This window comes from Sphingomonas sp. 2SG (assembly GCF_005503285.1).
Classification (GTDB): Bacteria; Pseudomonadota; Alphaproteobacteria; order Sphingomonadales; family Sphingomonadaceae; genus Sphingomonas; species Sphingomonas taxi.
In genome coordinates this window covers 1-12,956 of sequence record NZ_SCMZ01000074.1, presented here as the reverse complement: position 1 = coordinate 12,956, position 12,956 = coordinate 1, and the positions used below count along the sequence as shown (strand labels likewise).

The 12,956-nt window shown below is 69.9% G+C and carries 12 protein-coding genes; 11 read left to right on the top strand and 1 reads right to left on the bottom strand.

Features of this window, described 5'->3' with window-relative positions:
* From FFS23_RS18840 to FFS23_RS18830, 3 genes are all read left to right on the top strand, one after another.
* Nucleotides 1-1,306, top strand: a 1,306-nt coding sequence (locus FFS23_RS18840; RefSeq protein ID WP_137899804.1) for an AMP-binding protein, incomplete at its 5' end; no start/stop codon positions are given.
* The gene (locus FFS23_RS18835) at nt 1,303-2,517 is read left to right on the top strand and encodes a pyridoxal-dependent decarboxylase, exosortase A system-associated (RefSeq protein ID WP_137899803.1); all 1,215 of its coding nucleotides are present in this window, start codon (nt 1,303-1,305) and stop codon (nt 2,515-2,517) included. The genes FFS23_RS18840 and FFS23_RS18835, both read left to right, overlap by 4 nt.
* A gap of 195 nt (nt 2,518-2,712) precedes the next feature.
* Nucleotides 2,713-3,606, top strand: a complete 894-nt coding sequence (locus tag FFS23_RS18830) for a hypothetical protein (RefSeq protein WP_137899802.1) — start codon at nt 2,713-2,715, stop codon at nt 3,604-3,606.
* A gap of 74 nt (nt 3,607-3,680) precedes the next feature.
* On the opposite strand, the gene FFS23_RS18825 is transcribed toward FFS23_RS18830, so the two are convergent.
* A complete protein-coding gene (locus FFS23_RS18825; protein ID WP_137899801.1) occupies nt 3,681-4,115 on the bottom strand; it encodes a DUF4879 domain-containing protein in 435 nt (144 codons plus the stop codon).
* A gap of 165 nt (nt 4,116-4,280) precedes the next feature.
* On the opposite strand from FFS23_RS18825, the gene FFS23_RS18820 reads away from it, so the two are divergent.
* From FFS23_RS18820 to FFS23_RS18785, 8 genes are all read left to right on the top strand, one after another.
* On the top strand, nt 4,281-4,925 hold the full coding sequence (locus FFS23_RS18820; protein ID WP_137899800.1) for an XrtA/PEP-CTERM system exopolysaccharide export protein: 645 nt from the start codon (nt 4,281-4,283) through the stop codon (nt 4,923-4,925).
* A 46-nt stretch (nt 4,926-4,971) separates the two neighbouring features.
* Complete coding sequence (locus FFS23_RS18815) at nt 4,972-6,483, top strand: XrtA system polysaccharide chain length determinant (RefSeq protein WP_137899799.1); 1,512 nt, start codon at nt 4,972-4,974, stop codon at nt 6,481-6,483.
* A 23-nt stretch (nt 6,484-6,506) separates the two neighbouring features.
* Nucleotides 6,507-7,529 (top strand): AAA family ATPase, encoded by a 1,023-nt coding sequence (locus tag FFS23_RS18810; RefSeq protein WP_038666386.1) that lies wholly within the window; start codon nt 6,507-6,509, stop codon nt 7,527-7,529.
* Between the two features lie 5 nt (nt 7,530-7,534).
* Complete coding sequence (locus FFS23_RS18805) at nt 7,535-9,130, top strand: hypothetical protein (protein ID WP_249340759.1); 1,596 nt, start codon at nt 7,535-7,537, stop codon at nt 9,128-9,130.
* 12 nt (nt 9,131-9,142) lie between these two features.
* Nucleotides 9,143-10,324: an ExeA family protein gene (locus tag FFS23_RS18800; protein ID WP_137899798.1), complete on the top strand. Its 1,182-nt coding sequence runs from the start codon at nt 9,143-9,145 to the stop codon at nt 10,322-10,324.
* Nucleotides 10,314-11,168, top strand: coding sequence for an XrtA system polysaccharide deacetylase (locus tag FFS23_RS18795; protein WP_137899797.1), 855 nt, complete (start codon nt 10,314-10,316; stop codon nt 11,166-11,168). The genes FFS23_RS18800 and FFS23_RS18795 overlap by 11 nt, the downstream gene beginning before the upstream one ends.
* Before the next feature lie 35 nt (nt 11,169-11,203).
* Nucleotides 11,204-12,190: a FemAB family XrtA/PEP-CTERM system-associated protein gene (locus tag FFS23_RS18790; RefSeq protein WP_137899805.1), complete on the top strand. Its 987-nt coding sequence runs from the start codon at nt 11,204-11,206 to the stop codon at nt 12,188-12,190.
* The coding region (locus FFS23_RS18785; RefSeq protein ID WP_283214465.1) for a glycosyltransferase at nt 12,190-12,956 on the top strand (767 nt) is incomplete at its 3' end. The genes FFS23_RS18790 and FFS23_RS18785, both read left to right, overlap by 1 nt.

Here is a 12,956-nt window from a genome sequence, read left to right as displayed (position 1 = left end):
GCCCAAGACGGCGCTCGCCTGCGTCATGCCGCTGGCGGCGGCGCGGGCGGGGCTGGTGCACGTGCCGGTCAATCCGGCGCTGCGGCGGGCGCAGGTCGCGCATATCCTCGCCGACAGCGGCGCGGCGCTGCTGGTGACGCAGGCGGCGCGGGCAGCGACGCTGGCGGCGGGCGACGTGCCGGCGGGATGCCGGGTGGTCGAGGATGTGCCGCTGGACCGCGACGGGCCGGGGCGGTCGGCGGCGGACCCGCAGGCACTGGCGGCGATCCTCTATACCTCGGGATCGACCGGGCGGCCGAAGGGGGTGATGCTCAGCCATGCCAATCTGTGGCTCGGCGCGGTGTCGGTCGCGCATTATCTGCGCATCGCGGCGGACGATCGTGTGCTCGGCGTGCTGCCGCTGTCGTTCGATTACGGGCAGAACCAGTTGTTCTCGAGCTGGTATGCGGGGGCGGCGGTGGCGCCGCTCGACTATCTGACTGCGCGCGACGTGGTGAAGGCGGTCGAGCGGGTCGGGGCGACGACGCTGGCCGGGGTGCCGCCGCTCTGGGTGCAGCTGCTCGACGTCGACTGGCCGGCGGCGACCGCGGCGCGGTTGCGGCGGTTGACCAATTCGGGCGGGGCGCTGACCGAGCGGTTGGTGGGGGGGCTGCGGTCGCGATTCCCGCGGGCGGAGCTGGTGGCGATGTACGGGCTGACCGAGGCGTTCCGCTCGACGTGGCTCGATCCGGCGCTGATCGACGCGCATCCCGATGCGATGGGGCGGGCGATCCCGTTCGCCGAGGTGATGGCGGTGGGCGCGGATGGCGCGCGCGCGATCGGCGAGCCGGGCGAGCTGGTCCATGCCGGGCCGCTGGTCGCGCAGGGCTATTGGCGTGATCCCGAGCGGAGCGCGCAGCGTTTCCGGCCGGCGCCGGACTGGTCGGCGAGCGGCGGGCTGGCGGTCTGGTCGGGGGATACCGTGATCGAGGGGGCGGACGGGCTGTTCCGCTTCGTCGGGCGTGACGACGAGATGATCAAGAGCGCGGGCAATCGCATCAGCCCGCTCGAGATCGAGGAGGCGGTGCTCGCCGGCGGCGAGGCGCGCGAGGCGGTGGCGATCGGCGTGCCGGACGCGCGGCTGGGGCAGGGGATCGTCGTGATGCTCGCCGGCGATGCCGCGCAGGAGGAGGCGTTGCGGATGCGGTTGCGCGCGTTGCTGCCGAGCTTCATGCAGCCGGCGCGTTACGTGTGGCGGGACGAATTGCCGCGCAACGCCAATGGCAAACTGGATCGCGCTGCGATCCGCAACGAGGTGACGGCATGAAGCCGATGGGACCCCTGCCGGCGGAGTTCGCCGCGCAATCCGGCATGCTGACGATCGCCGGGACGTCGGCCGCCGACTGGGCGGTGGAGACGCCGGTGTTCATCTACGACGTCGGGATCGTGACGGCGCGGGTGGAGCGGTTCCGTGCGGCGTTTCGCGGGATCGACCTGCATTATGCGATCAAGGCCAATCCGTTGCCGGCATTGCTCGATCGCGTCGCGCCGCTGGTCGACGGGCTCGACGTCGCGTCGGGCGGCGAGCTGGAGACGGCGCTGGCGGTCAAGCCCGCCGCGGCGATCAGTTTCGCCGGGCCGGGCAAGCGCGATGCCGAGCTGATCGGCGCGATCCGCAGCGGTGCGACGCTGAACGTCGAGTCCGAGGGCGAGGCGGAACGCGCGCTGCGCCTCGGTGACGAGTTGGGCGTGGCGCCGCGGCTCGCGGTGCGGGTCAATCCGGATATCGAGCTGCGCGGATCGGGGATGAAGATGGGCGGGCGGCCGTCGCCGTTCGGCGTCGATGCGGCGCGCGCCGCGGCGCTGGTGCGGCGGATCGTCGCCGCCGGCGCGGACTGGCGCGGCTTCCATATCTACGCGGGCAGCCAGGCGCTCGACGCGGGCGCGATCATCGAGACGCAGGCGGCGACGCTGGCGCTCGCTGCGCGGCTGGGCGAGGAGGCGGGGGCGGCGCCGCCTCTGGTCAATCTCGGCGGCGGGTTCGGCGTCCCCTATTTCGCGGGCGACGTGCCGCTCGACGTCGAGCGGGTCGGGGCGGCTTTGGCAGAGGCGCTCGACCGGCGCGCCGAGGTGCTACGCAGCGCGCAATTCGCGATCGAACTGGGGCGGTGGCTGGTCGCCGAGGCGGGTGTCTATCTGACGCGGATCGTCGACCGCAAGGAGAGCCAAAGCGAGACCTTCCTCGTCACCGACGGCGGTCTCAACCATCAGCTCGCGGCGAGCGGCAATTTCGGCACGGTGGTGCGGCGCAATTATCCGCTGGCGCTGGCGTCGGAGATCGGCGGCGCGGCGGCGGAAGAGGTTTCGGTGGTCGGGCCGCTCTGCACGCCGCTCGACCGGCTCGGGGATCGTGTCGGCCTGCCGCATGCCGAACCGGGGGACGTGATCGCGGTGTTCCTCGCCGGCGCTTATGGTGCGTCGGCGAGCCCGGCGGGGTTCCTCGGTCATCCGCCGGCGGTGGAGATCGTCGCGGGCTAGGTTTCGCATGACGCAGGTCTGATGAGGGCGTTGCCGGCCTGCTTAACTTACTCGCTCCTAAGATTCGGGAACGATGGCCGATGCAGAGCAACGGCCATCGGCGTGCGAGCGCTAGATGGCCGGAGGTCGAAGCGCTGCTTCGGCATTTTGCTGGCGCCGGAGCGGTACGCTCGCGGGCGCCGCTATAATAGACCGATGCAGCAGCACCGAGCGCTTCGGGTCATATCGGCACACCATCGCGGGTTGCCGGATAGCGGCCGTGCTTCGTCATGTTCGCGCGGGCTGCGCAGCCGCGATGCCCTGACTGGTCTTCTGCAAACGCAGCAGTCCGTGGGGCCGGCGGCTCACGAGCTTCGCGGCCTTCGTTCCTTTAGTGTGGCGCAGACTTCCGCGACTGCGCCCCAATCCCGAGGGGGGAAAATGTATCGTTCCATCGTCCGGCTGACGTCGGTCGTTCTAGTGTCGGCTGCTGTGGCCGCCGCGTCACCCGCATTCGCAAGTGGCGAGCCCGCAAAGGGCTCTGTCGGCATCACCGCCGGCACGCTCGGCATCGGTCCGGAAGCAGGCGTCGCGCTCGGCAACTCCTTTGCGGTGCGTAGCAATGTCACGTTCTTCAACCTGTCGCACGACTTCGACTCGGATGAAATCGGGTATAGCGGCGAGGCGCGGTTCCGCTCGGTCGGACTGATGGTCGACTATCACGTCGGCGGCAGCGGTTTCTTCGTGTCGGCGGGCGCGCGTCTCAACAAGAATCACGCGCATGCCTATGCAACGCCGACGACGCTCACCGAGATCGGCGACGAGGATTATACGCCGACGGAGGTCGGGACGCTGCATGCGCACGCCGATTTCAAGCCGATCGCGCCGACGCTGTCACTCGGCTATTCGGGACATCTGACGAAGGGGCTCAAGCTCGGCATCGAGGCCGGTGCGATGTTCGAGGGGGCGTTACGGGTGAAATCGCTGACCGCGAGCAACAACGGCGTCGATCCCGCCGATCTGGAAGCCGAGCGGCGGAGCCTGGAAGAGGATGTGGCCAAATATAAGGTCTATCCGATCCTGCAATTGACCGCGGGTTATCACTTTTGATGTGGGTGCCTCCTCCCGCGGCGGGGGAGGCATTCGCTCATCCGGCCGGCGACATACTCCCGACGCCCGACCGTTTAACGCAGCTCGATCGTCGCCGTCAGCGTCCGCGGCGGAAGCGTCGCGGCGGTGTCCTGAACCGTCAGCACGGTACCGGACGGCAGCGGACCCAGATGATAGGTGATTTCGATACCGGTGGCGGGGTCGCCGGGGTGGCAGGCGCCGGCGGTCACCGCGGCGCCGCAGAGCGGGCGCTGGGTCGCTTCCGCCGCCGCGACGACGCCGTCGATGCGGAGCAGGCGGGCGCGGCCGATGCCCCTCTCCGTCACGACCACGCTGACCGGGCCGCTGTGGCGGCGGACGGTCTGCTGCTGGCCGGGGACGATCCGTTCCGACTGGGTGGCGGAACTGACCGCGGTGATCTGGAGATCGGTCAGCGGCGGCAGCGACTGTGCCGAAACGGGATCGGCGAAGGTGAACGACGCGGTCAGCAAAAGAAGAGCACGGATCATCGCTTCATGATAACGAAGGCCGGCGGCCTTGGGGAGGGCGTCGGCATGTCGGCGAAATCGTTGACCTAGCGTTCCTAACGCTATCTTCACCTCTCCCGCCCCATGACGTGCCGCACGCGCCCCGCATCGTAATGCGGTCCTGCGTCTGGGGGTCAGGAGAAGATTATGCGTTCCGGTGTTCCCGTCCGTGCCCTGCTCGCCGTCGGTGCCGTGGCGTCGGTGCTCGGCGGCTGTGCGAGCAGCGCCAGCGGACCCGTGCTGCCGCCGGCGACCTATGTCGCGAGCAAGGAGCAGCCGGGCGAGGAATATGTCATCGGCCCGCTCGACCAGCTCAACGTCTTCGTGTGGCGCAATCCGGAATTGTCGGCGAAGGTGCAGGTGCGCCCCGACGGCCGCATCACCACGCCGCTGATCAACGACATGCCCGCGGTCGGCAAGACGCCGTCGGTGCTCGCCGCCGACATGAAGCAGGCGCTGGGCCAATATGTGAAGGACCCGATCGTCTCGGTGATCGTCGAGAATTTCTCGGGCACCTACAGCCAGCAGGTGCGGGTGATCGGCGCGACCGAGAAGCCCGCGTCCATCCCGTATCGCGCCAATATGACATTGCTCGACGCGATGATCGCGGTGGGCGGGCTCAACCAATATGCCGCGGGCAACAAGGCGAAACTGGTGCGCCACGATCGCAAGACCGGGGAGCAGCAGGAATATAAGCTGCAGATCGCCGATCTGCTCAAGAAGGGCGATTCGAGCGCCAACGTCAGCCTGCAACCGGGCGACGTGATCATCATCCCCGAATCGATGTTCTGAGCGTGGGCGTGGGTGTCCTGAACCGGCCCGGCGGGATCGGCGCGCGATGAACGGCCTCTACGACGAGGTGCGGCTGGCGCTGCATGCGATCTGGACGCGGCGCTGGCTCGCGCTCGCGGTGGCGTGGGGGGTGTGCGTCGCCGGCTGGTTCGTGGTCAGCCAGATGCCGAGCCGCTACGAATCGCGCGCGCGCGTCTTCGTGCAGATGCAGTCGATCCTGCCCGCGTCGATGGACGCGCCGGCGCAGACGCAGCAGAAGGACGTCGACACGATCCGCCAGACGCTGATCAGCGCGGTCAACCTCGAGAAGGTGGTGCGCGGCACCGATCTGGCGCAGACGGTGTCGAGCGATCGCGACGTCGCCGATCGCGTCGCCGGCCTCGCCAGCGCGATCAAGGTCGAGAGCCAGCAGGACAATCTGTTCCAGATCACGACGACCGCCGCCAGCCCCAAGCTGGCGCGGGCGATCACGCAGAAATTGATCGACATCTTCGTCGAGCAGAACCTCGGCCGCGACCGCAGCCAGACGACGCAGAGCCTCGATTTCCTCAACAAGCAGCTCGACCAGTTGCAGAAGCAGCTCGCCGACGCGGACGCCAAGCGCGCCGACTTCCAGACGCGCTACCTCGGCTCCCTGCCGGGCACCGGATCGGTCGGCGACCGCATTGGTGCGTCGCGCAGCCAGATGGCGCAGGTCGACGGCGATCTCGCCGCGGCGCAGTCGAGCCTCGCGGCGGTGCAGGGGCAGATGGCGGGGACGCCGGCGTCGATCCCCGGTGCGGGCGGCGTCGCCGCCGGGCCGGCGCGGGCGGCGCTCAACGCGATCCAGGGCCAGCTCGCCGATGCGCGGGCGCGCGGCTATACCGACCAGCATCCCGATGTGGTGGCGCTCAAGCGGCAGCTCGCCGCCGCGCAGGCGGCGGCGCGCGGCGAGCCGGTCGGCGCGGGTGGCGGCGGTACGCCCAATCCCTTGTACCTCTCGCTGCAGTCGATGATGGCGGACAAGCAGTCGGCGGTGGCGGCGCTCAAGATGCGCAAGGCGCAATTGCAGGGCGACCTCGACCAGCTCAACGCCAAATTGTCGGGCGATCCCGAAGTGGCGGCGGAGCAGGGCCAGATCGACCGCGACTATCAGGTGCTCAAGGATCAATACGATCAGTTGCTGACCCAGCGCCAGCAGATCGCGTTGCGCGGCCAGGCGCAGACGCAGACCGACAACGTCAAATTCTCGGTGATCGACCCGCCGACGATGCCGCGCGCGCCGACCGCGCCCAACCGGATGTTGCTGCTGACCGGCGTGTTGATCGCCGGGCTCGCCGCGGGGATCGGTGCGGCATTCGCGCTCGGCCAGTTGCGCGCGACCTTTGCGACCGGGCCGCGGCTGGAGAAAGCGACCGGCATGCCGGTGATCGGCTCGATCGGCGAGGTGGTGACGCGGATGCAGGCGGACCAACGGACCAAACGGCTCAAGCTGTTCCTCGGCGGCACCGCCGGACTGGTCGCGGCCTATGTGCTGCTGCTCGGCGTCGAAGTGCTGCAACGGGGGATGGCGGCATGAACGGGTTGCGACGGGACGACGAGATGACGCCGACGCCGGATCGTGGCGAATCGCTGCTCGAGCGCGCCGCGCGCGTCTATGATTTCGGCACGCACCTGCGTCGCCGGGCGCCGGCGCTCGACCTGCCGGTGCTGGAGGCGGTCGCCGCACCGCCGCCGCCACCGCCGCCGGTCGATGCCTGGACCGCCGCCGATCCCGGCGCAGACCCGACCTTCCTGGCGATCCCGGCCGAATTGCGCGCGCCGGTCGGCCACGAGCTGCCCGACGCCTTCTACGAGACGCCCGAGCTGACCGATATCGCCGGGATTGACCGCGGCATGCTCGCCGAGGCGGGGATGATCGTCCCGGGCGCGCCGGTCGGCCCGCTCGCCGAGGAATTCCGGCTCATCAAGCGGCAGTTGCTCATCACCCGCGAACGCGTCGCGCGGGCCGGGCGCGACGATCCCGCGGCGCGCGACCGGGCGCGTACTGCGCTCGTCTGTTCGGCGCGGCCGGGGGACGGCAAGACCTTCTGTGCGGTCAATCTGGCGCTGTCGATGGCGGCGGAGCGCGACACCGAGGTGCTGCTGGTCGATGCCGATTTCGCCAAGCCCGACGTGCTCGCCCGGCTCGGCCTCGCCGAACAGCCGGGGCTGCTCGACGCGCTCGCCGACAGCCGGATCGACGTCGAGAGCCTGGTGATCCGCACCGATGTCGGCGGGCTGGCGATCCTGCCGGCGGGGACCAAGACCGCGACCGACACCGAGCTGCTCGCCTCGGCGCGGACGCGCGAGGTGCTCGCGCGGCTGCTCGAAGCCAATCCGCGGCGCATCGTGATCTTCGATTCGCCGCCGGCGCTGGCGGCGTCGCCGGCCGCGGTGCTGGCGATGCTGGTCGGGCAGGTGGTGCTGGTGGTGCGTGCCGACCGCACGCCGGAGAACGAGCTACGCGAGGCGGTGCAGCGACTCGACGGCTGCGACGAGATCGCGCTGGTTCTCAATGCCGTGTCCTTCGTCCCCGGCGGCCATCGCTACGGCACCTATTACGGGCAGGAGCCCGGCAAGTGATCCGGATGCTGTCGGTAGGGGTGGCGCTGGCCGCGCTGGCGGTCGCCGGTCAGGCCGAGGCGCAGAGCCGGCGGCTGAATGCCGTGCCCTATATTGAGCTGGGTCAGGTGCTCGACGCCGATCTCAATTCCGGCGACGTGCTGACCTATTCGACGATCGCCGCGGGGATCGACGTCGCGGCGAGCAGCGCGCGGCTCACCGGACAATTGTCCTATCGCTACGAACGGCGGATCGCCTGGGACGATCGGATCGGCGACGACGACATCCATACCGGGCTCGCCCGGGTGTCGGCGCAGGTCGCGCGCGGGCTGACGCTGGAGGCGGGCGGCATCGCGACGCGCAGCCGCTCCGACATCCGCGGCGCGGCGCCGGGCGTGCTGGTCGGCAATGTCGACAACATCAGCCAGGTCTATGCGGTCTACGGCGGTCCGAGCTATGCGACGCAGGCCGGGCCGGTGGCGATCGCGGCAAGCTATCAGGCGGGCTATACCAAGGTCGAGAGCCCGAGCTTCACCGCGGTGCCGGCGGGACAGCCGCGGCTCGATTATTACGACGATTCGTTCGGCCAGGCTGCGGGGGTCAGCGCCAGCGTGCGGCCGGGGCAGGTGCTGCCGGTCGGTCTGACCGCGAGCGGCGGCTGGGAGCGCGAGGATGCCGGGCAGCTCGACGGCCGCTACCAGAGCTGGCGGGTACGCGGCGACGCGCTGCTGCCGGTCTCGCCCTATGTCGCGCTGACCGGCGGGGTCGGGTACGAGCGGGTCGAGACGAGCAACCGCGCGGCGCTGACCGATGCGGCGGGGGCGCCGGTGGTCGATCGCGACGGACGGTTCGTCACCGATCCGGCGGCACCGCGCCAGATCGCCTATCGTACCGACGGCGTCTATTACGATGCCGGCGTGGTGTGGCGGCCCAACCGGCGGCTGTCGGCGGAGGCGCATGTCGGCAAGCGTTACGGCTCGCTGAGCTATACCGGGCTGCTGACCTATCAGGCGTCGGAGCATATCGGCTTCGCCGCCGACGTCTACGACAGCGTCACCACCTTCGGCCGGCAGTTGCGCACCGGGCTCGCCAATCTGCCGACCAGCTTCCTGTCGGCGCGCGACGCCTTCACCCAGCAATATAACGGCTGCATCTTCTCGACCAGCGGATCGACGCCGGGCGGTTGCCTGAACGACGTGTTCCAGTCGATCTCGACCGCGAGCTATCGGGCACGCGGCGTCGACGTGGTGCTGTCGATCACGCGCGGGCGGTCGACCTATGGCGGCGGCGTCGGCTATGCCAACCGCAAGCTGTTCAACCGCGACGACGTGCCGGGCGTGACGCTGTACGGGATCGAGGACCAGAGCGCCTATGCGCAGCTGTTCTTCAACCGCACGCTGACCGCGCTGTCGACGTTCGACGCCAATCTGTTCGTCAATTACTACGAATCGGGGATCGCACGCAGCGCCGGGCTCTGGTCCTATGGCGGTACGGCGAGTTATGGTCACAGTTTCGGGCGGATCACCACCACGGCGAGCGCGGGCGTTTACGCGTTCGATACCGGTGACGTGGATACCGCTTGGTCGGCGCAGGCACTGCTTGCCGCGCGCTACTCGTTCTAAGGGCATCGGCTTATGTACGACGCGCATTTCGGATTATCGGGGCGGCCGTTCCAGCTGACGCCCGACGCGCGCTTCTGGTACGAGACGGCGACGCATCGCAAGGCGATGGCCTATCTCGGTTACGGCCTGGCGCAGGGCGAAGGCTTCGTCGTCGTCACCGGCGACATCGGCGCGGGCAAGACGACGCTCGTCGGCCATCTCACCGCGCAGATCGATCCCGAGGCGCTCAACGTCATCACCATCGTGTCGACCGCGATCCCCGCCGACGACCTGCTGCGCATCGTCGCGACCGGGCTGGGCGTCGACCCGCAGGGCCTCGCCAAGGCGCAATTGCTCACCGCGATCGAGCGCGGACTGCATGCGGTTGCGCGCTCGGGACGGCGGACGCTGCTGATCGTTGACGAGGCGCAGGCGTTGCCGATCGATTCGCTCGAAGAGCTGCGCATGCTGTCCAACTTCCAGGCGGGCGGGCATGCGCTGCTGCAGATCCTGCTGCTCGGCCAGCCGGAATTCCGCGAGCGGCTGCACGGTTCGGAGCGGCTGGAGCAATTGCGCCAGCGGGTGATCGCCATCCACCATCTCGACCCGATGGAGGCGCATGAGGTTGCCGATTACGTCGCACACCGGCTGTCGGTGGTCGGCTGGCAGGGGCGGCCGGATTTCGCCGCGGATGCCTTCGCCGCGCTGTACGAGGGGTCGGGCGGCGTGCCGCGGCGGCTCAACCAGCTCGCGGGACGGGTGATGCTGCACGCCGCGGTCGAGGGGGCGGAGATCATCGATGGTGCGGTCGTGCGGCAGGTGCTCGGCGACCTCCACGGCGATCTGCCGATGCCGGCGAGCGAACCGTCGGCGGCCGCTGCGGCGCCACCGGCGCCGGTCGAGCAGGAAAGCTCGGTGCGGCGCTTCGTGCCGCGCGCCGCGCCTTCGGAGCCGGTCGCGGAGCCGGTGCCGGATCGTGCCGCCGTGGCCGAGGGACTGTCTGCCGCCGCGGAGGCGCGGATCGCGGCATTGGAGGCGCGGATCAACCAGCAGGAGGGCGCGCTCCGGCGCGTGCTGACGCTGCTGGTCGACTGGGTCGAGGCCGATCGTCACGAGGCGGCGGCAGCCTCCGCGGCGATGGCCGCTGGCGCATCCGACATCCGCGACGATCACGTCCCGATCCGTCCTCCGGCGGCGTGGGACCATGCCGCGTAGCGCGGTGCGCAACGGCCTGTCGGTCGACGTCGAGGAATGGTTTCAGGTCGGCGCGTTCGAGCGGGTCATCGACAAGAGCGACTGGGCGACGATCGCCAGCCGCGTCGAGGCGAACACCGGCGCGGTGCTCGACCTGTTCGCGGAGAGCGGGGTCAAGGCGACCTTCTTCACGCTCGGCTGGGTGGCGGCGCGGCAGCCGCGGCTGATCCGGCGGATCGCCGAGGCGGGCCATGAGATCGCCAGCCACGGCTGGGACCACCAGCGCGTGTTCACGATGGATGCGGCGGCGTTCCGCGCCGATCTCGCGCGGGCGCGAGCCGCGCTGGAGGATGCCGGCGGGCAGGCGGTGACGGGCTATCGCGCGCCGAGCTTCTCGATCGACACGCGCAATCTGTGGGCGTTCAATGAGCTCGCCGAGGCGGGCTATGCCTATTCGTCGAGCGTCGCACCGGTGGCGCACGACCATTATGGCTGGCGCGATGCGCCGCGTTATGCGTTCCGGCCGCTCAAGGATTCGCCGTTCGTCGAATTGCCGGTGACGGTGGCGCGGCTCGGCGGGCGGCATCTGGCAACGGGGGGCGGGTTCTTCCGGCTGCTGCCGTCGGCGCTGACCGATTTCGCGGTGCGGCAGGTCAATCGCGAAGGCCATGCCGGCATCTTCTATTTCCACCCCTGGGAGGTCGATGCCGACCAGCCGCGGGTGCGGCAGGCGCCGCTGCGATCGAAGGTGCGGCATTATTCGCGACTGGGGGCGATGGCGGGCAAGCTGCGCGGGCTGATCGCGCGGCACGATTGGGGTCGGGTCGATGCGGTCGTGGCGCGCGAGGCGGCGCTGCTGTCGTGACCGTGATCGGCGTGCGCGAGGCCGATCTGCGCGATATGAACGACAGCGCGGCGATCGACGGCTTCGTTGCACGTACCGCCGGGGCGACACCGTTCCACCTTACCGCATGGAGCCGGGCGGCTGAGCGCGGCTGCGGCCAGCGCGCGCGCTATCTCGTCGCCGAGCGGGGCGGGGCGATCGTCGGCGCGCTGCCGCTGACCGCGATGCGCTCGCCGCTGTTCGGCAAGGCACTGGTGTCGACCGGCTTCGGAGTGGATGGCGGGGTGCTCGGCGAGGGCGTCGATGCGCTGGGTGAGGCGGCCTGGGCGCTGGCGCGGCGGATCGGCTGTCCGGGCGTCGAGTTGCGTGGCGGACCGGCGCCGGCGGGATGGGAGACGGACGACACGTCCTACCTCGGCTTCGTGCGCGATCTGGCGGCGGACGACGATGCCGAGCTGCTCGCCGTGCCGCGTAAGCAGCGTGCCGAGGTGCGGCGGGCGCTCGGCTTCGATCTGACGGTGGAGACGGGAGGGGCGGCGCTGCTCGGCGATCACTATCGCGTCTATGCCGAATCGGTGCGCAATCTCGGCACGCCGGTGTTTCCGGCAAAGCTTTTCCGCTGCGTCGCCGAGGCGATGGACGCCGACGTGCTGACCGTGTGCCATGAGGGGCGGGCGGTGGCGAGCGTGCTCAGCCTGTATTTCCAGGGAACGGTGTTTCCCTATTGGGGTGGCGGCACCGCGGCGGCGCGGGGCCTGCGCGCCAACGACCGGATGTATTTCGCGCTGATGGGCCATGCGCGGGCGCGTTGCTGTACGCGGTTCGACTTCGGGCGATCGAAGACCGGGACGGGGGCGGCGGCGTTCAAGAAGAATTGGGGCTTCGCCGGCGTGCCGCGGCTCTATGCCAAGCGCAGCGAGGGGGGGAGCCGCGAGGTCAATCCGCTCAACCCGAAATATGCGCTGATGGTGCGGACGTGGCAGCGGTTGCCGTTGCCGGTCGCCAATGCGCTGGGGCCGTGGATTTCGCGCGGGCTGGGGTGATGGAGCTCCTCTTCCTCGCCCATCGCGCGCCCTTCCCGCCCGATCGGGGCGACAAGATCCGCAGCTATCACGTGTTGCGCTATCTGATGGCGCGGGCGCGGGTGCATCTGGTCGCGTTCGGAGAGGGCGAGGCGGATTTCGACGTGCCGGCCGCCCTCGACGGGCTGGCGAGCGTGACGATCGTGCGGCGGCGCAAGCCGCAGGCGGTGGCGGCGGTGGCGGCGCTGGCGCGCGGCTTGCCGGTGTCGTTGACCGCCTTCGGGTCGGGCGACATGCGGCGGGCGGTTGCGGCGGCAAGGGCCGATGCGGTCTACTGTTTCTCGGGACAGATGGCGCAATATCTGCCCGCCGACGTGCCGGCGGTGATGGACTTCGTCGATATGGATTCGGCGAAGTTCGCCGGCTTCGCCGAGGCGGGATCGGCACCGATGCGGTGGATGATGCGGCGCGAGGCGCGGCTGCTGGGGGCGTTCGAACGGCGGGTGGCCGCGGAAGTTTCGGCGAGCCTGTTCGTCAGCGAGGCGGAAGCGGCGTTGTTTCGCTCCGGCGGCGCGACCGGGCGGATCGTGGCGGTGGAGAACGGGATCGACGCCGCGGCGTTCGATCCGGGCGTGGTGGCAGGGGATGCCCGTTTCATCCACGCCGTCACCCCGGACTCGTTCCGGGGTCCACCCCTCCCCGGGAAAACGGTCGCGACTCATACGCCGCTCTCCTCGCCACGGAGTGGACCCCGGAACGAGTCCGGGGTGACGGGGGAATTGGGGGG